General features: G+C 66.2%; 20 protein-coding genes. 3 read left to right on the top strand and 17 right to left on the bottom strand.

What is annotated here, in order from left to right; translation table 11 throughout:
• Positions 1–138 precede the first annotated feature (138 nt).
• Positions 139–615 (top strand): nickel-responsive transcriptional regulator NikR, encoded by a 477-nt coding sequence (gene nikR / locus BLW40_RS08700; protein ID WP_074767626.1) that lies wholly within the window; start codon positions 139–141, stop codon positions 613–615.
• Between the two features lie 29 nt (positions 616–644).
• Here the strand turns inward: nikR and hypE are convergent, their stop codons facing one another.
• The 16 genes from hypE to BLW40_RS08780 form a co-directional block, all read right to left on the bottom strand.
• The gene (gene hypE / locus BLW40_RS08705) at positions 645–1,691 is read right to left on the bottom strand and encodes a hydrogenase expression/formation protein HypE (RefSeq protein ID WP_074767628.1); all 1,047 of its coding nucleotides are present in this window, start codon (positions 1,689–1,691) and stop codon (positions 645–647) included.
• Complete coding sequence (gene hypD / locus BLW40_RS08710) at positions 1,688–2,830, bottom strand: hydrogenase formation protein HypD (protein ID WP_074767630.1); 1,143 nt, start codon at positions 2,828–2,830, stop codon at positions 1,688–1,690. Before hypD ends, hypE begins: the two co-directional genes overlap by 4 nt.
• Positions 2,827–3,063 (bottom strand): HypC/HybG/HupF family hydrogenase formation chaperone, encoded by a 237-nt coding sequence (locus tag BLW40_RS08715; RefSeq protein ID WP_074767632.1) that lies wholly within the window; start codon positions 3,061–3,063, stop codon positions 2,827–2,829. Before BLW40_RS08715 ends, hypD begins: the two co-directional genes overlap by 4 nt.
• A gap of 13 nt (positions 3,064–3,076) precedes the next feature.
• Entirely contained in the window at positions 3,077–5,323 is a 2,247-nt protein-coding gene (gene hypF, locus BLW40_RS08720; RefSeq protein ID WP_074767947.1) for a carbamoyltransferase HypF, read from the bottom strand.
• On the bottom strand, positions 5,320–6,258 hold the full coding sequence (gene hypB / locus BLW40_RS08725) for a hydrogenase nickel incorporation protein HypB (protein WP_074767945.1): 939 nt from the start codon (positions 6,256–6,258) through the stop codon (positions 5,320–5,322). The genes hypF and hypB overlap by 4 nt, the downstream gene beginning before the upstream one ends.
• Entirely contained in the window at positions 6,258–6,599 is a 342-nt protein-coding gene (gene hypA / locus BLW40_RS08730) for a hydrogenase maturation nickel metallochaperone HypA (RefSeq protein ID WP_074767634.1), read from the bottom strand. The genes hypB and hypA overlap by 1 nt, the downstream gene beginning before the upstream one ends.
• A complete protein-coding gene (locus BLW40_RS08735; RefSeq protein ID WP_074767636.1) occupies positions 6,592–7,635 on the bottom strand; it encodes a nickel-dependent hydrogenase large subunit in 1,044 nt (347 codons plus the stop codon). Before BLW40_RS08735 ends, hypA begins: the two co-directional genes overlap by 8 nt.
• Positions 7,632–8,117, bottom strand: a complete 486-nt coding sequence (gene hybE / locus BLW40_RS08740; RefSeq protein ID WP_074767638.1) for a [NiFe]-hydrogenase assembly chaperone HybE — start codon at positions 8,115–8,117, stop codon at positions 7,632–7,634. The genes BLW40_RS08735 and hybE overlap by 4 nt, the downstream gene beginning before the upstream one ends.
• Positions 8,114–8,920: a hydrogenase expression/formation protein gene (locus BLW40_RS08745; RefSeq protein ID WP_074767640.1), complete on the bottom strand. Its 807-nt coding sequence runs from the start codon at positions 8,918–8,920 to the stop codon at positions 8,114–8,116. Before BLW40_RS08745 ends, hybE begins: the two co-directional genes overlap by 4 nt.
• Positions 8,921–8,942: 22 nt before the next feature.
• Positions 8,943–9,254 (bottom strand): HypC/HybG/HupF family hydrogenase formation chaperone, encoded by a 312-nt coding sequence (hypC, locus tag BLW40_RS08750; protein WP_074767949.1) that lies wholly within the window; start codon positions 9,252–9,254, stop codon positions 8,943–8,945.
• Positions 9,255–9,259: 5 nt separating this feature from the next.
• A complete protein-coding gene (locus BLW40_RS08755) occupies positions 9,260–9,844 on the bottom strand; it encodes a HyaD/HybD family hydrogenase maturation endopeptidase (protein WP_244511111.1) in 585 nt (194 codons plus the stop codon).
• 4 nt (positions 9,845–9,848) lie between these two features.
• The gene (cybH, locus tag BLW40_RS08760; protein WP_074767642.1) at positions 9,849–10,574 is read right to left on the bottom strand and encodes a Ni/Fe-hydrogenase, b-type cytochrome subunit; all 726 of its coding nucleotides are present in this window, start codon (positions 10,572–10,574) and stop codon (positions 9,849–9,851) included.
• Positions 10,575–10,639: 65 nt separating this feature from the next.
• Complete coding sequence (locus tag BLW40_RS08765) at positions 10,640–12,430, bottom strand: nickel-dependent hydrogenase large subunit (RefSeq protein WP_074767644.1); 1,791 nt, start codon at positions 12,428–12,430, stop codon at positions 10,640–10,642.
• A 17-nt stretch (positions 12,431–12,447) separates the two neighbouring features.
• Positions 12,448–13,569, bottom strand: coding sequence for a hydrogenase small subunit (locus tag BLW40_RS08770; RefSeq protein WP_074767646.1), 1,122 nt, complete (start codon positions 13,567–13,569; stop codon positions 12,448–12,450).
• Between the two features lie 296 nt (positions 13,570–13,865).
• Positions 13,866–15,308 carry an SDR family oxidoreductase gene (locus BLW40_RS08775; protein ID WP_244511112.1) on the bottom strand — a complete coding sequence of 481 codons (1,443 nt, stop codon included), beginning with the start codon at positions 15,306–15,308 and terminating at the stop codon, positions 13,866–13,868.
• Positions 15,309–15,379: 71 nt separating this feature from the next.
• Positions 15,380–15,688 carry a hypothetical protein gene (locus BLW40_RS08780; protein WP_074767648.1) on the bottom strand — a complete coding sequence of 103 codons (309 nt, stop codon included), beginning with the start codon at positions 15,686–15,688 and terminating at the stop codon, positions 15,380–15,382.
• A gap of 133 nt (positions 15,689–15,821) precedes the next feature.
• On the opposite strand from BLW40_RS08780, the gene BLW40_RS08785 reads away from it, so the two are divergent.
• Entirely contained in the window at positions 15,822–16,571 is a 750-nt protein-coding gene (locus tag BLW40_RS08785; RefSeq protein ID WP_074767955.1) for an MgtC/SapB family protein, read from the top strand.
• Between the two features lie 12 nt (positions 16,572–16,583).
• Positions 16,584–16,907: a hypothetical protein gene (locus BLW40_RS08790; RefSeq protein ID WP_074767650.1), complete on the top strand. Its 324-nt coding sequence runs from the start codon at positions 16,584–16,586 to the stop codon at positions 16,905–16,907.
• Here BLW40_RS08790 and BLW40_RS08795 read toward each other — a convergent pair.
• Positions 16,904–19,342 (bottom strand): mechanosensitive ion channel domain-containing protein, encoded by a 2,439-nt coding sequence (locus BLW40_RS08795; protein WP_074767652.1) that lies wholly within the window; start codon positions 19,340–19,342, stop codon positions 16,904–16,906. The genes BLW40_RS08790 and BLW40_RS08795 overlap by 4 nt on opposite strands.
• Positions 19,343–19,347 lie beyond the last annotated feature (5 nt).

Consider the following 19,347-nt stretch of genomic DNA (forward strand, 5'->3'; position numbering starts at 1 on the left):
CGGATAGTACACATCACGCCGATGCCACCCTGCCCTCACCGCCTCCGGGCGGGAGATCCCAGGCCAAGCGAGGGCCTTGATCTTCGCCGTTGCTCGCCATCACTGTGGGCTAACTCCGACTGACAGGGGATAGAACGGATGGACCGCTTCACCGTATCGCTCGACGAAGAGCTGCTGACCGAGTTCGACGCCTTCCTGCGGCGCAAGAGCTACAGCAACCGGTCGGAAGCGGTCCGCGACATCCTGCGCGACCGGCTCGATGCCGACCGGCTGGAACGGACCAAGGCGGCGGCCGACGCCGCGCCGTTCTGCATCGCCAGTCTCAGCTATCTCTATGACCACCACACCCGCGAACTGGCCCGCCGCCTGACCACGGCCCAGCATCGCCATCACGACCTGACGCTATCGACGTTGCATGTCCATCTCGACCACGAGACCTGCCTGGAAGTGGTGATCCTGCGCGGGCCGACCGAGGCGGTGCAGGATTGCGCCGACGGCATCCTGGCCGAAACCGGAGTCCGCCACGGCAAGCTGCATCTGGTCCCGGTCGAGCACGACCCGACCGACGGCCACCATCATCACCACGACCACGACCATCGTCACGAGCCGACATAGCGGCGACGCCGCCCGCGCGGGAAGAGGCGTCAGCAGATGCGGGGCAATTGCTCGCCCGCCAGCCAATCGACGATCCGCCCGCCGCCGAACGCGGTCCGCATCTGGACGAAATGCTGATCGTCCTCGCCGATGGTGCCGATCAGCGCCGCCTCGCGCCCGAGCGGATGCGCCCGCATCGCCGCCAGCAACGCCTCGGCTCCGGCCGGATCGACCACCGCGATCAGCTTGCCCTCGTTGGCGACGGTCAAGGGATCGATCCCCAGCAATTCGCACGCCGCCGCGACCTGCGGCTTGACCGGGATCGCCGCTTCCTCGATCACGATCCCGACCCCGGATTGATTGGCGATTTCGTTCAAGGTCGCGGCCAGCCCGCCCCGGGTCGGATCGCGCATCAGCTTCAGATGCGGCCCGGCGGCGGCGACCATCGCCGCGATCAGACCGTGCAGGGCGGCGGAATCCGACAGAATCGCCGTCTCGAACTCCAGATTCTCCCGCGACGACAAGATCGCGATGCCGTGATCGCCAATCGAGCCGGACAGGATCACCCGGTCGCCGGGGCGGGCGCGGTCGCCCGACAGGTCCAGACCCGGCGGCACCAGCCCGAGTCCGGCGGTCGAGATAAACACACCGTCGGCCTTGCCGCGCTCGACCACCTTGGTATCGCCGGTGACGACCGGCACCCCGGCGGCGCGCGACGCTGCCCCCATGCTATCGGCGATCCGGGCCAGATCGGCCAGGGGAAAGCCCTCCTCGATGATGACACTGACCGACAGATAAAGCGGAACCGCCCCCGACAGCGCGACATCGTTGATGGTGCCGTGGATCGCCAGCGAACCAATATCGCCGCCGGGAAAGAACAGCGGCGAGACGACATAGCCATCAGTCGACATCGCCAGCCGCCCCGGACCGGGCAGCGGCATCACCGCCTGATCGTTGCCCTGGGCCAGGAAATCGTTGGCGAGCGCGGGCTTGAAGATCGCCTCGATCAATTGGGCCATCGCCCGCCCGCCCGCGCCGTGGGTCATCTCAACCCGGCCGGACAGGTCAAGCCGGGGCTTGGCGTCGCGCGGGCTCATGCCGACACCCGTTCGGCGGCGGGACGGCGGAAGCGGCCATAGCTCCATTGCGCGGCGCAAGCGCCTTCGGACGAGACCATGCAGGCTCCGACCGGGCTGTCCGGGGTGCAGATGGTGCCGAACAGCTTGCATTGCTCGGGCCGTTTCGCCCCGCGCAGGATCGTTCCGCAGGCGCAGCCGGGATGGTCGGGGGCGGGGACGGTCTCGACCTCGAAGCGGGTCTCGGCATCGAAGCGGGCAAAGGCGGGACGCAGCCGCAGACCGCTATCGGGCAGCGCGCCCAGCCCGCGCCATTCGAACGACGGACGCGGCTCGAACATCGTGGCGACCAGGGCCTGGGCCTTGCGGTTGCCGGTGGGGGTGACGGCGCGGATATACTGGGTCTCGATTTCGTGGCGGCCCTGATTGATCTGGCGCACCAGCATCAGCACCGCCTGAAGCACATCGAGCGGCTCGAACCCGGCAATCGCTACCGGCTTGGCGAACTCGTCGGCGCAGAAGCGATAGGCCTCCGACCCGATCACGGTCGAGACATGGGCCGGGCCGATGAAGCCGTCGATCGCCACCCCGTCGCGGGCCGCCTCGGCTCCGGTGACAATCGCCCGGATCGCGGCGGGGGTCAGGACGTGATTGCAGAAGATCGAAAAATTGGTCAGCCCGTTCTGCTCAGCCTCGCGGATCGCGACCGCCGTCGGCGGCGTCGTCGTTTCGAACCCGATCGCGAAGAACACCACCTCGCGTTCCGGCTCGCGCGCGGCGATCGCGACCGCGTCCAGGGTCGAATAGACCATCCGGATGTCGGCCCCGGCGGCTTTCGCCTTCAGCAGGCTGTCGCGGTTCGAGCCCGGCAACCGCATCAGATCGCCATAGGTGCACAGCGTGATGCCGGGCCGGGCGGCCAGCCGGATCGCGGCGTCGATCCTTCCTACCGGCAGCACGCAGACCGGACAGCCGGGGCCGTGGATCAGCCGGACCGGCGGCGGCAGCAAATCTTCCAATCCATAGCGGGCGATGGCGTGAGTATGCCCGCCGCAAAATTCCATCAGACGATAGGATCGGGCAGGATCGGCCTCGGCCCTAATCGCGGCGGCCAACCCCTGGGCCAGCGCCCCGTCGCGATATTCCTCGACATGTTTCATCGCGCCGCCTCCGCCGCCATCTGGCCCATTTCGGCGATCAAGGCCAGGGTCCGCCGCGCCTCGGCCTCGTCGATCCGGGCCAAGGCGTGGCCGACATGAACGACGACGTAATCGCCGACCGCCACCTCGTCGAGCAGCCCGACCGAGATCGTCTTGACGATGCCGTCGAGACTGACCCGCGCCATCTCGTCGGGGAGCAGGTCGATCACTTCGGCGGGAATGGCAAGACACATCGTCGCTTCTCCTTTACCGGGCCGATCCGGCCCAAATCCGCGCCATCGCGGCTTGGCCCAGCGACAGACCGCCATCATTGCACGGCACCTGACGCGCCAGCAGCGGCGAAAGCCCCTGACGCGCCAGCGCGACACTCAGCCCCTCGGCCAGGACCCGGTTCATCAGACAGCCGCCGCCCAGCGCGACCGCATTGGTCCCCAGACGGGCGGCGGCTTGGGCGATCCAGGCGGCCAGCCCGGCGATCAGGGTACCGTGGAACAGCTCGGCCCCGGCCCGGCGGTCGATCCCCGGCGCGGCCAGCACCGCCAGCAGCGGGGTGAAATCCAGCACATCGTCCGCCAGGACATAGCCGTCGGGAAGTTGTTGCGGCTCGGATACCAGCGCCTCTAATTCCATCGCCGCCTGCCCCTCGTATTCCTGATGGGTGCGCAGGCCGAGCAGAGCAGCGGCGGCATCGAACAGGCGGCCGAGGCTGGTGGTGGTCGGGGCCGAGGCAACCCGCCCCACCAGCGCCGCCGCCAGCGGGATATCGGCAAAGCGCGCCGCCGCACTCTCGGCCTGCCCGATCGCATACAACGCCGCCACCGCCATCCGCCAGGGCTCGCGGGCGGCGCGGTCGCCACCCGGCAGCGCCAGCGGGCGAAGGTGGCCGATCCGCCGCCACGAGGCACCTTCGACGATCATCAATTCGCCGCCCCAATTGCCGCCATCGTCGCCCAGCCCGTGACCGTCGAGCGCGGCCCCCAGCACCGGGCCGGTCTGGCGATGCTCGGCAGCAATCGCGGCGAGATGAGCGGCATGATGCTGCACGCGCACCAGGGGACGGTCAAGGCTCTCGGCATAGCGGGTCGAGGCGTAATCGGAATGCAAATCGCAGGCGACGATCTCGGGCGAAACGTCGAGCACCCGCGCCAAATGGGCGATTGTCTCGCGGTAGAATCGCAGCGTCTCGGCGGTGTCGAGATCGCCGATATGCTGCGAGACAAAGGCTTCACGGCCCCGGGTCAGCGTCACCGTCGCCTTCAGATGCGCCCCCACCCCCAGCACGCACGGCCCGTCGCCGCCCAGATCAATCGGATCGGGGACAAAGCCACGGGCCCGGCGCAAAAACACCGGCCCGCCCGCCGCGATCCCCATTACCGAATCGTCGGCCCGGATCAGGATCGGGCGGTCGTGGGTGACGATCAGATCGGCGATCCCGGCCAGACGGTGCCGCGCCTCTTCATCCTCGACCACCAGCGGTTCGCCGCCGGGATTGGCACTGGTGGCAATCAGCGCCATCGGCTGGGCCTGATCCCGCCAGTCCCGTCCCTCGGGCCGCCCGGCCAGATCGTGAAAGATCAGATGATGCAGTGGGGCATAGGGCAGCAGGAAGCCGCCCCGCGCCAGCGACGGCGCGACCGAGGGAGCCAGGGTGCCGGGCCGCAGCCTCATCAACACGATCGGCCGCGACGGTGCCGCGATCAGGGTCCGCTCGGCCGCCTCTGGGATCGCGAAGCGGTCGAGCGAAGCCGGATTGGCGACCATCACCGCGAACGGCTTGGCATCGCGGGATTTGCGGCGACGCAGGGCGGCGACGCTGTCCTCGTTGCGGGCGTCGCACATCAGGTGAAAGCCGCCGATCCCCTTCACCGCGACGATCTGCCCGGCCCGCAACGCCGCCCCGATCGCGGCGATGGGGGAACTTAACTTCGGCCCGCAGATTGGGCAGGCCAGCGGCTCGGCATGAAAGCGGCGGTCGTGGGGATCGCGGTAAGCCCGCTCGCAGTCCGGGCACAGGGCAAACCCGGCCATCGCGGTGTTGGGACGGTCATAGGGGACGGCGCGGGTGATGGTGAAGCGCGGCCCGCATTGGGTGCAGGTGACGAAGGGATAGAGGTAAAACCGGCTGGCTGGATCGAACAGATCGTCCAGGCAGGACTCGCACATGGCGGCATCGGCGGGAATCGCGGTGGCGACCGCGCCGCCGTCCCGGCTGGCGGCGATAACAAAGCCGGTACCGCCGCAGGCGTGGAGCGGGCGGCGCTCCACTGCGTCGATCCGGGCCAGCGGCGGGGCCTCGGCCCGTAGCGCCGCCGCGAAGGCGTCAATCGCCCGGCCTTCGACCTCGATCGCCACCCCTTCGGCATCGTTGCAGACGAATCCGGCCAGCCCCAGCCGCTCGGCCAGACCGAACACGAAGGGGCGCATCCCGACGCCCTGGACCCGCCCACGGAGCCGGATTGCTTCCCGCCTCACCGTCGCATCGCGTCGGGTCACGCTGGCGCGGCGGCCTTCGCCGTGGCCCGAGCCATCGCTACGCCAGCCCCGATCCAATCGAGAAAGGCGCCTAATCCCTCGCCGGTGCGGGCCGAGACCTGGAGTATCTTCAGCCGGGGATTGACCCTGAGCGCGTTGGCGACACAGGCGGCGACGTCGAACTCAAGATGGGGCAACAGATCGGACTTGTTCAGCAGCATCAGATCGGCGGCGGCGAACATGTCGGGATATTTCAGCGGCTTGTCCTCGCCCTCGGTCACCGACAGCACCACCACCTTGTGGGCCTCGCCCAGATCGAACGCCGCCGGGCAGACCAGATTGCCGACATTTTCAATGAACAGCACCCCGCCCGCCGCCAGCGGCAGATCGTCCAGGGCATGGCCGACCATGTGGGCGTCGAGATGGCAGCCCTTGCCGGTATTGATCTGGATCGCGGCTACCCCGGTGGCGCGGATGCGGGCGGCATCGTTCGAGGTCTGCTGATCGCCCTCGATCACCGCAAGCGGGAGCTTATCGGCCAGATCGGTGATGGTGCGAACCAACAGGCTGGTTTTACCCGAACCGGGGCTGGACACCAGATTGAGCGCGAACACCCCCAACTCCGCCAGCCGGACCCGGTTGGCCGCCGCCAAGGCATCGTTCTTCGACAAGATATCGCGCTCGATCCGGACGATCCGCTCCTGGCTGAGGCCCGGCACATGCACCCCCGCCGGGCCACGGCCGTAATCGTGGGGATGGGTATGGTCATGCCCATGATCGTGGTCGTGATCGTGGCTATGGTCGTGCGTATGCTCATGAGCGTGATCGTGGCTATGACCGTGCCCGTGCTGATGCGGGTGGGAATGGGAATGCGTGTGGTCATGGGTGTGGGCATGGCCCGCTTTGTCCTTGCCGGTCTCGACCGACGCTTCGCCGCAGCCGCAAACGGTGCACATCATCCCACCTCCACTTCCTTGACTCGCATTTCGTCTCCGACGGTCATCTGGACATGATGCCGCCCGCATTCGGGGCAGGCCCCAAACCGCTCGGTCAGCGGAACGGTCTTGCCGCAATCGAGGCACCAGCCCGCCCCCGCCACCGCGACGATCTCCAGCCGCGCGCCTGCGGCAACGCTGTCGCGGCTGACCGCGTCGAAGCAGAACAGCAGCGCCTCGGGCGCGACGTGGCTAAGAGCACCGATCTCGATCACCACCGTCTTGATCCGCGTCACCCCGTTGGCGCGGGCGGCGTCCTCGACCAGATCGACCACGCCTTCGGCCAGGGCCATCTCATGCATGGCTCACCTCGATCTCGCAGGCGACACAGGGGTCGAACAACGTCGCCAGCCGGGCGATGCTGCGCTCGGCGGGGACGCTCGCGCTTGGACGCAGACGGGTCAGCGCGGCGGCGAACGGCCCGTCGGGGGCAAAGGTCCATTCGGTGGGGGCCAGGATCAGATAGCGGGCCAGCCCGCCGTCGCGGTCGAGGGCAACAAGGTGATGCAGCCGCCCGCGCGGGCTTTCGACGGCGGCAAAGCCGATGCCGGGGCCGACCCGATCCGACCGCAACCAGGAAGCCTCGGGTGGCTCCTCCCCGGCCAGCAACCGCCCCGCCTGGGCGATCTCGGCGAAGCGAGCCGACAGCGGCGACCGGAGCGGGCGGGCGGCCAGAACCGAGCGGGCGAGTGGGCCGGTCTGCACCCGACGACCGGGCAGAGCGGGACGCGCCGCGAACGCCTCGCCCGCCTGACTGAGCGCGGCAACCACTGCCTGATCGTCGGCGGGGCCAAGCGGATCGACCGGGGCGTCCTCGGAAACGGCGATTTCGGCGGCACAACAGGCGATGCGGGCCGCCCACGAGCCCGGCGGCGGAGCGGCGGCAACCCCCAGCCGGTCCAGCCCCGCCGCAATCGCGGCACCGTCCCCTTCGGCCGCCCTCCCGGCCAGACGGACCGCCCCGGCGGCCAGGATTTGACGCAGCGCCCCGGTTTCTTCCGCGTCGGGCGTCACCACGTCGGCAAAGCCAATCGCGGTCGCCCGCAGCAATTCGACCAGACGCTCGGCGGCGAGACGGGGCTGCACCGCCAGGGCATCGACCGGGTCGAGTCCCGCTCCCGCCGCCGCCAGCGCCGCCCGCGACGCCAGCGCCTGCGACACCGCGCACAACGCATGGAGACGGCCGACCAGATCGGGAATCTGGTCGAGCGGGTGGCGGGCGAACAGGGCTCCCAGGCTTTGTGGACGCTCGCAGGCGACGCGGGCGGCGGCAACGGCTCCATCATCGGCCAGGGTGGCGGCGATACGGACGCAACCGGCGGAAAACGGCGCGGTCACGACGCGGCGGCTCCCCGCCCGAACAGAAGGTCGCGGCGGTTGCGGGGCGCGGCCAGGGTCGCGGCGGTGCCGGACGGCACCGGTTCGAACAGCGCCGTCACCGCCGCCGCCGCCGTCACCCGCGTTACCGCCGGATCGTCGAACGAGGCCATCGGCGAGAACAGCGACAGCGAATCCAGCCGCCCGAATCCCTCGACGTCGCCGACAACGAACTCAAGCGACCCAACCGGCAGATCGAGAGTGTGGGACTCGCCCGGCCCGGCGGCGGGGAGCGGCGGCCCGGCCGGGATGGCGGCCAGCACCAGATTCATGAACCACGGAGTCACCAGCGCCCCCAGCGCCCAGCCCCGATAGGGACGAAAACCGACCGTCTGCACCTCCAGGCACGGATTGTGGATCGGCAGGCCCCGCATCGCCCGCGCATCGATGGCGCGATAGAGCGTGTCCAGCCGCTCGGCCACCTCGCGCGCCGGATCGGTCATGTGAAATAGGTCCGTTCGATCTCGGCCAGCCGCAAGGCCGAATCGGCAATGTCCTCGTCGGTCGCCGCCGCCGCCGCCGGGACGTCGCCGACCTCCAGCGTATCGAGCATCACCGCGCCGTTGGGATCGAGATATTGCACCGACCAGACATGGCGGGTCGCGGTCGAGACCACCCGACATCGGGCATAGCCGCGCGACAAGATCTGGACCGGGCCGGTGCCGAGCCGGTCTTGCAGAAAGGTCATGTCCTCCTGCGGCACCGGCAAATGCGAAATGGTGACAATCCGGTTGGGCTGGCCCGGACGCCAGGTTTCGAGATGGGCGCGCAACTCGGCGATCAGCACGGCGGCGGTGGACAGACCGTCGAGCGGAGCCTCCAGCCAGATATTGGGCTGGGTCAGCATCAGCGCGGCGCCGCGCACCGCTTCGGGGATCGCCGCGACGTCGAGGCTATCGGCGACAATCCGCCCGTCGGCATCGACGCAACGGACCCGCCACAGCCCGGCCATCACCGCTTCCTCGATCTGGACGACCAGCCCGTCGGGCAGGGTGACGATGGCCGAGACCTCGCCCTCGCCCAACACGTCGGCGATCAGGGTCAGTTCCAATTCGTCGAGCCCGGCCAGATCGAAACGGTGATCGGCCTCCCCCGCCCCCCGCGCCGCCAGCGCCTCGGCCAGACGGGGCAACAAAGCAGCGACGCGGGGACAGCGCGCCACCGCCTCCTCGGCTCCGGCTCTGGACAGAAACGCCAGCGATGGGGCGCGGTTCCCCGCGCTTTCCTCCAACCGATCCAGCATCATCCGTGTCTCTCCAGGATCGTTGTTACGCACCCGAAGCCGTCTTGGGGCGCAGGAAGTCGGGCAATTGCGGCTCGCGGTCGATCAGATCGGCGAACAGATGGTCGAACGGCAGCCCTTCGGCGGCGGCGGCGACTCCGTCCAGGGCGTCGTCGATCAGCCGCGCCTCGTCGTCGTCGAGCACCCGCACCGCCGAGCCGAGATGGACCAGCAGCGCCGTCCCGGGCGGCTGCGGCCCGACCAGCATCAGCGAAACCCGCTCGGAGGCGCCACGGCGGTCGCATTCGGCAAAGTACGCGTCGCCCCCCACCACCCGCATCGGCAGTCCGATACACATCCCCATTACTCCCCGGCGCGGCGTTCGAAATTGACGGAATCGATATCGTGGGACAGCAAGCCCGGCCCCTCGTCGCCCTCCGGACGCGGGCTGGCGACGATGCCCCATTCGGCCAGGATCGACAGCGCGGCCTTGAGCGCAGGCTCCAGCGCCGCCCGCACCGGGGGCGTCAGCGGCCCGCCCCAATCTTCGAGATCGAGCGGCTGGCAGCCGACCAGGGCAAGATGGCGCGGGTACGAACCGAGCAGGTCGGCCGCGCTCAACACCTCCTGAAAGCCGGTCTGATGCAGGCTCATCTTCTTCGCGCCGGTGAATTTCGGCACCTCGTCGTCGCGGACGATCTTCACCGTACCGGGCTCGAGCCCGTAATCAATCGCGTCGAACACCAAAAGCCGGTCGGCCTCGCGGACGAACTGGACGAGATACAGCCCCTGCGTCCCGCCATCGAGCAAGGTAACCCCGTCCGGCAAGGCATAGCGGCGGTGGAATTCCTCCACCGCCCGCACTCCGAACCCTTCGTCGGCCCACAAGATATTGCCGATGCCAAGAACCAGAATCCTGGCATCGGCGGTTTGAATCGTCGTCTCCACCGCTTTAGTTCCGGAAATCGTCGCGGAACACGCGCTCGCCCGAGACGATCGACGAGATCGTGCTTTGACGCGACAAGATGTCTTCACGAATTGCGGCATAGACGTGGATGATCGCAAAGATCACGATCGACCACATCCCGAGATGGTGCCAGGTATGGACGTCCTGGGCGTTGGGCCAGATGCTGAACACCCAGCCGAACAGCGCGAACTGCCAGCTATCGTTGCCCGCCCCTTGCGAATACAACGCAAAGCCCGAGCAGATCATAAAGATCAGCACGACGACGAAGCTCGACATCGCCGCATGGCCCAACGGATTGTGCCCGATATACTTTTTCGGGTCTTTGACCAGGAACAGATACCATTTCAGCTCATAGACCAGTCCCCACCGCCACAGCTTGTTCCACACCGGCGGAACGAAGATCTGTTTGGAATAGCGGTTACCGACAAAGGCCCAATACAGCCGGAACAAGAACCCGATCGCGAGCACGTATCCGGCGGAGAAATGAGCAAAGCGGATATAGCCCATCAGATAATAGGCGCTGGCCTCGCCCGGCACCGATGGCGGCGGCGAGCCGATCAGATAACCAGAGATGCAAAGCACGGTAATCGCCAGCGCGTTGATCCAGTGCCACAGCCGAACCGCCGTTTCATAGACATAGACGGTTTGGCGGCTGACGGCGCGCTCGCCCTGGCTGTCGATCGCCCCTTGGAGTTTGGTCACTTCCTGCATGGCCGTTCCCCTTCCGACTTGGGTTGATGTCGTGACGGTGGATGGTACGGGGGTCACCGTGCGCCTCAGCGCACGGTGACCTTGGCCATTTCCTGTCCGTCCGGGCTCATCACATGGGTCGAGCAGGCAAGACAGGGGTCGAAGGAATGCAGCGTGCGGATGATCTCCAGCGGCTGGTTGGGATCGGCCACCGGGGTGTCGAGCAACGAGGCCTCGAACGCGCCGATATTGCCCTTGGGATCGCGCGGACTGCCGTTCCAGGTGGTGGGAACGACACATTGGTAATTGTCGATCTTGGTATCCTTGATCCGGATCCAATGGCCGAGCGCGCCGCGCGGCGCTTCGGTGAAACCAACGCCCTTGGCCTCTTTCGGCCAAGTGGTGGGGTCCCATTTATCGACATTGGCGGTCGACAGATTGCCCGCCTTGATGCTGCCGATCAGCTTGTCCTGGAAATAACGCATCTTGTGCGCCGCCCACTGGCATTCCAGAGCGCGGGCAGCGGTGCGGCCCAGCGTCGAGAACAGCGCCGTCAGCGGCAAACCGAGATCGGACAAAAGCTTGTCGGTCGGTTCCTTGAACTCCGCCTTGCCCTGGGCATAGCCGATGATGTAGCGGGCCAGCGGGCCGACCTCGACGGCGTTGCCCTTCCAGCGCGGCGATTTGATCCAGGAATATTTGGCGGATTCGTCGATCGACTGGATGTCGGTCTTGCTGCCCTTCGATTTCGGGCCAAGCTGGTAATTGGGCTCGGTCACCCCGTCATAGGGATGCAGGCCGACCGTCTCGTCCGGATATGTGTACCAGGAATGGGCGACGAATTCCTGGATCTGATCCGGGGCATTGAGGTCGATCTCGTGGATTTCCTTCAGATTGCCGTTCAGGATCACGCCGCGCGGCAACAGCAGGCTTTTATCGGTGTAATCGTTGGCATATTCGGGAATGTCGCCATAGGACATCACCGATTTCGACGACAGCCCGCCACCATACAGCCAGTCCTTGTAGAACCCGCCGATCGCGACGACATCGGGCAGATAGACCTGCTCGACGAACTCCAGGGCCCGGTCGATCACCGACGACACCAGATTGAGCCGCTCGATATTGATCGCGCCGACCGCCCCGGTCCCATCGACATTGATCGAACAGGGCACGCCGCCGACCAGCCAGTTGGGGTGCGGGTTCTTGCCGCCATAGATCGTGTGGATCTTGACGATTTCTTTCTGGAAATCGAGCGCTTCGAGGTAATGGGCCACCGCCAGCAGATTGGCCTCGGGCGGCAGTTTATAGGCGGGATGGCCCCAATAGCCGTTCTTGAACGGACCCAACTGGCCGGATTCGACGAACTTGCCCAGCCGGGTCTGAAGATCCTTGAAATAGCCGGGGGACGACATCGGCCAGCGCGAGATCGATTGCGCCAACGCCGAGGTCGCCTTGGGATCGGCCTTCAACGCCGACACCACATCGACCCAGTCGAGGGCGTGGAGGTGATAGAAATGCACCAGATGGTCGTGGACCTGAAGGGCCAGCTGCATCAGGTTGCGGATGGTGTTGGCGTTTTCCGGGATGCTGATCCCCAGCGCGTTTTCCACCGCCCGGACCGAGGTCAAAGCGTGGGTGCCGGTGCACACGCCGCAAATCCGCTCGGTGAAGGCCCAGGCGTCGCGGGGATCGCGTCCTTTCAGGATCACTTCGATCCCCCGCCACATCGTCCCGGTCGAAACGGCATTGCGGATGACGTTGCGCTCGTCGACGTTGACTTCAACGCGCAGATGACCCTCGATCCGGGTCACGGGATCGACGACGATCCGCTTGCCGGACGCGTCGAGGGAAAAGCCATTCGGTGTCTGGGCGCCCATGACGATGTATCCCCCTGTCAGCCGGCGTTCGGATTGGTCGGATCGGACGATATTGTCTTGATATTGTCCCGAGGCTTGGTGGTCAGCTGGCGCACGGCGGTAATCCCGGCATGGACGGCGATACCCGCGCCAACCACGCCAACCGCGGCCAGACCGATCTGGTCGGCATTGCGCTCGACCCCAAAGGCATTGATCCCGGTCAGGCGGTCATAGAACGACCCCTTGTCCCAGAATCCGTCCTCGGAACACCCGATACAACCGTGCCCCGACTGGATCGGGAAAGACACCCCGCCATTCCACCGTGTCGTCGAACAGGCGTTGTAGGTGGTCGGCCCCTTGCACCCCATCTTGTAGAGACAGAAGCCCTTGCGCGCGCCATCGTCGTCCCATTCCTCGACGAACTGACCCGCGTCGAAATGCGGGCGGCGGTAACATTTGTCGTGGATACGCTGGGAATAGAACATCTTCGGCCGCCCCTGGCGGTCGAGATCGGGCAAACGCCCGAACATCGTCACAAAGGTGATGACGCCGGTCATCACCTCGGCGATCGGCGGGCAGCCGGGGACTTTGACGATCGGCTTGTTGCGGATCACCTTGTCGATCGGCACCGCATGGGTGGGATTGGGCTTGGCCGCCTGGACGCAGCCCCACGAGGCGCACGTCCCCCAGGCCACCACCGCCATCGCGTCGCTGGCCATTTCGGTCAGCCGTTCGACGAAGGGACGGCCGCCGTCGATACAGAACATCCCGTCCTCGTTCAAAGGCGGGTTGCCCTCGACGGCCAGGATGTACTGGCCTTTGTACTTCTGCCGGGTTTCCTGCAAAATCGCCTCGGCCTGATGACCGGCCGCAGCCATGATCGTGTCGTTGTAGTCGAGCGAGATCATCGACAGCACGACATCCTTGGCCAACGGATGGGCCGAGCGGATGAAGCTTTCGGTGCAGCAGGTGCACTCCAGCCCATGCATCCAGATGACCGGCACGCGCGGCTTGGTTTCCAGCGCCTGGGCCACCGAGGCCGCACCGGTGGGACCAAGTCCAAGGCTGGCCGCCGTCAGACTACAAAATTTCACGAAGCTTCGACGGGTAATACCCTGACGACGGATCAACTCGTAGAACGTCTCGATCTGAGCGCTCATCGGCTATCTCTCCTCGACGTGTCGTGCCTACCAATCTTTTTTTATTATTAGAGCGTGCGAGCGACCCATTTTGCCTCGGGAAACCGCCACCCGTCTGAAGGGTAACGCACAATCCGCGTCGCTGCAAAGAGGGGAAAGTTATCTCGATCACGAATTCTTACACAGCACGGCCCCATGCCGCACCGCCATGATGCGACAAAGTAGACCGTGTCCGGGATATTCTGTAATTTCAATCGGAGTGCGCCAGACTTGCGTTTCTCCTAATATTCATCTCGGTTCAGCTTGGCCTGGAGCGGTTACGACGAGGCAACGGCCCGACGGGCGATCTCGCGCACCAGCCCATGGAAAATGGCGGCATGGACCGGAAGCAGCGCATTCCAATAGGTGATGCCCAGCGACCCGGCAGGATGGAAATAGGCCGTCACCGTAATCAGAACCCGGCCCGGCCCGGCCGGACTGATTTCGAAATCAAGCGTTGCCGATCCGGGAAGACGCATCTCGGCCAGCAAGGTCAAGCGCTTGAGCGGTTGAACGGTGATCACCCGCCAGAAATCGATCACGTCGCCGACCACGACCGTCTCGGACGACGGACGTCCCCGGCGCATCCCGACGCCCCCCAACAGGCCGTCGATCATTCCCCGCGCCTGCCACAGCGAATCGAGAAAGTAATAGCCGTTATCGCCACCGATCCGGACGATCTGGGCCCAGACATCCTCTGCCGACGCCGTCGCGGTCGCCTCGGCCCGATAGAATTTGGCGTAATAGGCGAAATCGGGACGGTTTTGCCGATGCCGCATTGATCCTTCGACCCAGCGGGGCGGCTCGCTGGCGGTCCGCTCGGCATCCAGGGCCGCCTGGGCCGCGTCGCGGTACGCTTTCAACGGAAGCGGGATTAGGGCGCGGATCGCCGCATCGTCGGCCAGCACGTCGTGTTCCAATCCACCGATCAAGGCGCGGGCGATATTGGCGGGGACCGACGTCACCAGAGCCAGCCAATAAGACGACAGACGCGGCGTTAAAAACGGAACCGGGACAATCACCGGATGACGGCCGACCAGATCGCCGAACTCATGCATCATGTCCTGATAGGTCAAAATCTCTGGCCCGCCCGCATCATAGATTTCACCGGCGGACTGGGCAAAGTCGGGGAGCTTGATCAGATAGGTCAAAATATCGTCGAGCGCGATCGGCTGCGAGCGGGAATGAACCCATTTGGGGGTTACCATCGCGGGCAGATGGAACACCAGATCGCGGATCACCTCGAACGCCGCCGAGCCGGGACCGATAATGATTCCCGCCCGAATTTCGGTGACCGGCACCGAGCCGCCTCGCAGCACATCGCCGGTTTCCGAGCGCGACGCCAGATGGGTCGAACGCCCTCCTTTGGGCTGCAACCCGCCCAGATAAATGATCCGCCCCACCCCCGCTTTTGCCGCCGCGTCGCGAAAGGCAAGGGCGGCCCGGCGGTCGATCTCGGGGAAATCACTCCCCGCCGCCATCGAATGAACCAAGTAATAAGCGACATCGATATCGACCAAGGCCGCCGCCAGAGTCTCGGGACGCAAGGCGTCGGCCTGGACACACTCGACACCGGGCCATTCCCGCGCCTCGATTGCCTCAAGGCGGCGGGCGGCGGCACGGACGACGTGACCGGCGGACACCAGAGCCGGAACCAGATTGGACCCGACATAGCCCGAGGCACCAAACACCACTGTACGCATCGCCAGAACCCCGCTCATCAAGAGGGACGTCCGGAGAGCATACGCCTATTGATAGGCTTAACCTCTTGCCTATTTAACGCATTTGGGAATCAGTTGGCCCGACGACCGGGCGGCGGCGCGGACGGGCGAGCGGCGGGATGGTGGTCGTCCTCGTCCTCGGTACTGCGGACCCGGACGACGAAGCCCTGCAAGGCCCAGCCGATCAGGAAGAAGCCGAGGCCGAACAGCCAAGCCCCCGACACCGCGAACACGATGGCCCGTTTCAGCGCAACGTCATCAACGCCGAACAGTCCGAACGACCACAGAATCGGGGTGAGGAACAGGCACAGCACCGCCCCGGCCAGACCCAGACGAGTCCAGCCCGAGGAACGGATGAAAGAAACGCGGTATCCGGTCATCAAGCTCTCCCGTCGGTCGGCATCGTCTAGCTTTACGCCGCCGCTACGATAGCACACAGAGCGGCGAAATCAGTTCATATCGCCGACGCTTGATCGCACAATGGACCCGACCTCGCTTCAGGACACCCCGCGGATGACCGTACAGAGCCTGACCGACCTTGCCGTCGTTTACTGGTCCGACCGGGTGGTGCAGGACAATCTGCTGGCCTGCCTCACCATCGTCGGCGCGCTGCTGCTCGGACTGGTGGTCGGCTACGAGCGCACCTGGAACGGACGCGCGGCGGGGATGCGCACCTATGGCTTCGTCTGCATGGCCTCGGCCGCGCTGACCGTCGTCGTCGGCCATCCCGCCTCGTGGTATGGGGGCAGCGTCACCAATGCGCTGGTCGGCGATCCGACCCGGGTGATCCAGGGCATCGTCACCGGGATCGGCTTTCTGTGCGCCGGAGTCATCATGAAGGATGGCTTCACCATCAGCGGCCTGACCACCGCCGCCTCGATCTGGACGGCCTCGACGATCGGGATCGTCGTCGGCATCGGCTATTACGCCACCGCCTTCGTGCTGACCCTGCTCGCCACCGTCGGCATGCTGGCGTTGCGGCAGGTCGAATGGCGGTTGCCGTCGAATCACGAACTGGCGGTGCGGCTGCGCTGCACCACGGCCGGGGCGTTGTCCGAGATCGAGTTGCACCAACTGATCGCCGCCCACGGCTTTGCCTTAAGCCCGGAATCCCTGTCGATCGAGCTCGCCCCGGATTGGACGGAATGGCACTTCCTGGCCTCGTCCCGCCATACCGGAATCCCCTCGATCGACCGGCTGGCCACCACCCTGGCCGCCCTGCCCGGCCTGGAGGGGCTGCAAATCTCCCATGCCAAGAATTAGAACCCAACCGCGATGAGCCACGCCCCCCTGCTCCGCACCCGCATCCTGGCCTTAGACGCAGAAGCCGATCCGGCAACCCTGGCGCGGATCGCGTTGATTCCAGGCGTCACGGAGGTCCGCCCCCAAGATTGCGGGCATCGGATCGCACTCTGCTACGACCTGCAACGCGCAACGCTGACCGAGTTGGAGCCACACCTGACCGCCGCCGGGCTGGTGTTGTCCCGCCGCCGCCTGCACCGCCTCAGCCGGGGCTGGGCCGCCTTCCAGGACGACAATATCCGCTCGAACGCCCGGCTGCGGCACCAATGCTGCTGCACGCCGCCCGACGCGCCCTAACCCGCCTCGGGAGCGGACACGGGCTCTTTCTGCTTCGCCAGAGCCGGAACAGACGGTTTCTCCGGAGCCGGAGCCGGAGCCGGAGCCGGAACCGGAACCGGAACCGGCTCGTCCGGGAGTCGGTGAAGATGCACCACCCGCTGCGGGTAGGGAAGCGAGATTCCTGCCTTGGCGAGGTCGGACGCCATCATGAAGCGGATTTCCGAGGCGATTTTCGAACTGTCGGCTCCGCTGGCATAATCAATCCAGTAACGCAGGATGAAATTGATCGAATCCGCCCCGAAATTGTCGAGCAGAACGCAGGGCGGCGGGTCTTCCAGCACCGATGGATGCTTGCGCGCGATCGTCATCAGCACTTCGGCGACCTTTTCCGGCGGCGAAGCGTAATCGGTTCCAACCGCGACCGAACGGCGGACCTTGGCATTGCTGTAGGTCCAGTTGGTGACGTTGTTTTCGATGAAGGTCGAATTCGGCACCAGGATCTCGATCCCGTCCGAGGTCCGCACCGTCGAGGAGCGAATGTTGATATGGGTCACCGTGCCGCTGACCGCGCCGACCTCGACGATATCGCCGACCCGCAGCGGGCGTTCGAACAGCAAGATGATGCCGCTGATGAAGTTCTTCAGGATCACCTGGGTGCCAAAGCCGACGCCGATCGCCAGCGCACCACCCAGGAAGGCGAACACCGTCAGCGGGATGTTGGCGACATAAAGGGCGACGATGAACAGCATCGTGACGATGACGATGTGCAGCCAGCGGACCAGGGTGTTGGCGTGGTCCTTGGGCAGACGGAACTGGCTGACCGCGATCGCGCCCAACATGTTGAGGAGGCGGCGGCTGAGAATCGCCCCCAACACCACCAGCAAGATCACGCCCAGGCTTTTGCCGATGGTGACGCTGCGGACGGCGGTGATGCGCCGTCCATCGACCTCCATACTGTCCTCGGCCGAGAACAGTTCGAAATCCCACACCATGCGGACGGTATGGACCACCGAGGACCAGCCCTCGCGCGCGACGGAGGACAGCGGCTTTTCGCCGTCGCGGACCTGAAGATCCTGCTCCCAACTGCGGAAGGTGTGGAGCAGGGCATCGACCAGCTTGACCGCGTCGCGCAGGATCACCGCCCGCTGGCGCGACGCGTCGCGCAAAGCGGCGTTGTCCTGGGCATCGGCCCTCGATTGCGCCGCCGCCAGCGGCGTGCTGTCATCGCCGCCGAACGGCGTGGTGCGGGCGAGTTCGTCGCGGAGGTAATGCTGCCAGTTCTCCAGCTTCTGCACCGTCAGGGCCAGATTGGCCTCGGCCTCGCGCAGCTTGTCGCGGTCGTCCTTGCCGTTGAACAGATACCAGCGGAACTGCCACCCCGCCCGCTCCCAGCCGCGCGCCTCGATCATCCGGCGCAGGGTATCGTCGGCCAGATCGTCGGTATCGACCTGAAGACGGCGCAGCGCCACCTCGCGCTCCAGCTTCTTCAACCGCTGTTCCATCACGCTGCCCTTGGCGGGGATCGCCGGGTTGGCGGCCTTGAACGCGGCCAGCGCCCGCTGGGCTTGATCGAACTGACGGTGCGACTGGGTGCTGACCGATTGCTGGCGGATCAGCCGGGTCTGCAACGGCGCGATCTGGCGGTCGAGATCGGCCAGCACCGCGTTCAGTTCGGCCTCGGTGAAATGCTCGTTGCGGCGCATTTCGGCCAGTTGCAATTCCTGCACTTGGGCCAAGGCGCGCAGTTCGGCGATTTCGGCATGGTCGATGCTTTTGGCCGCCTTGGCCTCGGCCATGCTGGCGGCAGCCGAGCGCGAGCGCAGCCGGGCCACATCGCGCAGCCAGGTTTCGCGGGTCTTGTCCGCGTCGGTCTGGGCCGCGTCGATCCGTTCCCCCTGCTGGCGGACGAGAATCTCGTTGGCCTTCAGTCGCTTTTCCTCGCCCGCGATCTGCTGGTCGCGAAATCCCTCGCGCTGGGTCGCCGCCTTCAGCCGGGCGCGGGTGTCTTCGAGCAGATCGCGCTGGTGATCGACCGCCAGGATCGACACCGGCGGCGGAGTCGGGTTGGCGGTCCAGGCGCGGGTCTTCTCCTCCTGATCGGCAACCCGGCGCAACGCTTCGGGCAGACGGGCGATGATGTCGAGATGGCGTTCCAGCGCCGCCATCAGTTCACCCAACAGGTAATCGCGTTCGACCACTTCGGCGGGCAGCGCCGCCGCCGGAGCGGTGGCTTTGCCGAGGCGGGCGTAATCGACCCGGGCCTCGTCCAGTTCGGCCTGAAGCGAGTCCACCTGGGCTTGGGAATCGGCGGCGGCATCCTGGGGCGTCGCCGTCGCCGCGGGCGGAGCCGAGGCCGCTCCACCCAGGGAGGGCAGCCCCTGCGCCACGGCACCGCCATTGAACAACAGCAGCAGCAGGGCGACCAGGGCGACGATCGGGCGGGGGGAGGTCATCGGGC

The sequence above is a fragment of the Magnetospirillum fulvum genome (assembly GCF_900108475.1).
In the GTDB taxonomy this organism is placed as follows: domain Bacteria; phylum Pseudomonadota; class Alphaproteobacteria; order Rhodospirillales; family Magnetospirillaceae; genus Phaeospirillum; species Phaeospirillum fulvum_A.

Bases quoted from the DNA above. Each gene is read 5' to 3' on its own strand.
- nikR (WP_074767626.1), top strand. From the start codon at position 139: ATGGACCGCTTCACCGTATCGCTCGACGAAGAGCTGCTGACCGAGTTC.
- hybE (WP_074767638.1), bottom strand. From the start codon at position 8,117: ATGACCGATCCGGCGCGCGAGGTGGCCGAGCGGCTGGACACGCTCTAT.
- hypD (WP_074767630.1), bottom strand. From the start codon at position 2,830: ATGAAACATGTCGAGGAATATCGCGACGGGGCGCTGGCCCAGGGGTTG.
- BLW40_RS08715 (WP_074767632.1), bottom strand. From the start codon at position 3,063: ATGTGTCTTGCCATTCCCGCCGAAGTGATCGACCTGCTCCCCGACGAG.
- cybH (WP_074767642.1), bottom strand. From the start codon at position 10,574: ATGCAGGAAGTGACCAAACTCCAAGGGGCGATCGACAGCCAGGGCGAG.
- BLW40_RS08745 (WP_074767640.1), bottom strand. From the start codon at position 8,920: ATGATGCTGGATCGGTTGGAGGAAAGCGCGGGGAACCGCGCCCCATCG.
- BLW40_RS08770 (WP_074767646.1), bottom strand. From the start codon at position 13,569: ATGAGCGCTCAGATCGAGACGTTCTACGAGTTGATCCGTCGTCAGGGT.
- BLW40_RS08775 (WP_244511112.1), bottom strand. From the start codon at position 15,308: ATGAGCGGGGTTCTGGCGATGCGTACAGTGGTGTTTGGTGCCTCGGGC.
- hypA (WP_074767634.1), bottom strand. From the start codon at position 6,599: ATGCATGAGATGGCCCTGGCCGAAGGCGTGGTCGATCTGGTCGAGGAC.
- BLW40_RS08780 (WP_074767648.1), bottom strand. From the start codon at position 15,688: ATGACCGGATACCGCGTTTCTTTCATCCGTTCCTCGGGCTGGACTCGT.
- BLW40_RS08765 (WP_074767644.1), bottom strand. From the start codon at position 12,430: ATGGGCGCCCAGACACCGAATGGCTTTTCCCTCGACGCGTCCGGCAAG.
- hypE (WP_074767628.1), bottom strand. From the start codon at position 1,691: ATGAGCCCGCGCGACGCCAAGCCCCGGCTTGACCTGTCCGGCCGGGTT.
- BLW40_RS08785 (WP_074767955.1), top strand. From the start codon at position 15,822: ATGACCGTACAGAGCCTGACCGACCTTGCCGTCGTTTACTGGTCCGAC.
- hypC (WP_074767949.1), bottom strand. From the start codon at position 9,254: ATGTGTATCGGACTGCCGATGCGGGTGGTGGGGGGCGACGCGTACTTT.
- hypB (WP_074767945.1), bottom strand. From the start codon at position 6,258: ATGTGCACCGTTTGCGGCTGCGGCGAAGCGTCGGTCGAGACCGGCAAG.
- BLW40_RS08790 (WP_074767650.1), top strand. From the start codon at position 16,584: ATGAGCCACGCCCCCCTGCTCCGCACCCGCATCCTGGCCTTAGACGCA.
- BLW40_RS08795 (WP_074767652.1), bottom strand. From the start codon at position 19,342: ATGACCTCCCCCCGCCCGATCGTCGCCCTGGTCGCCCTGCTGCTGCTG.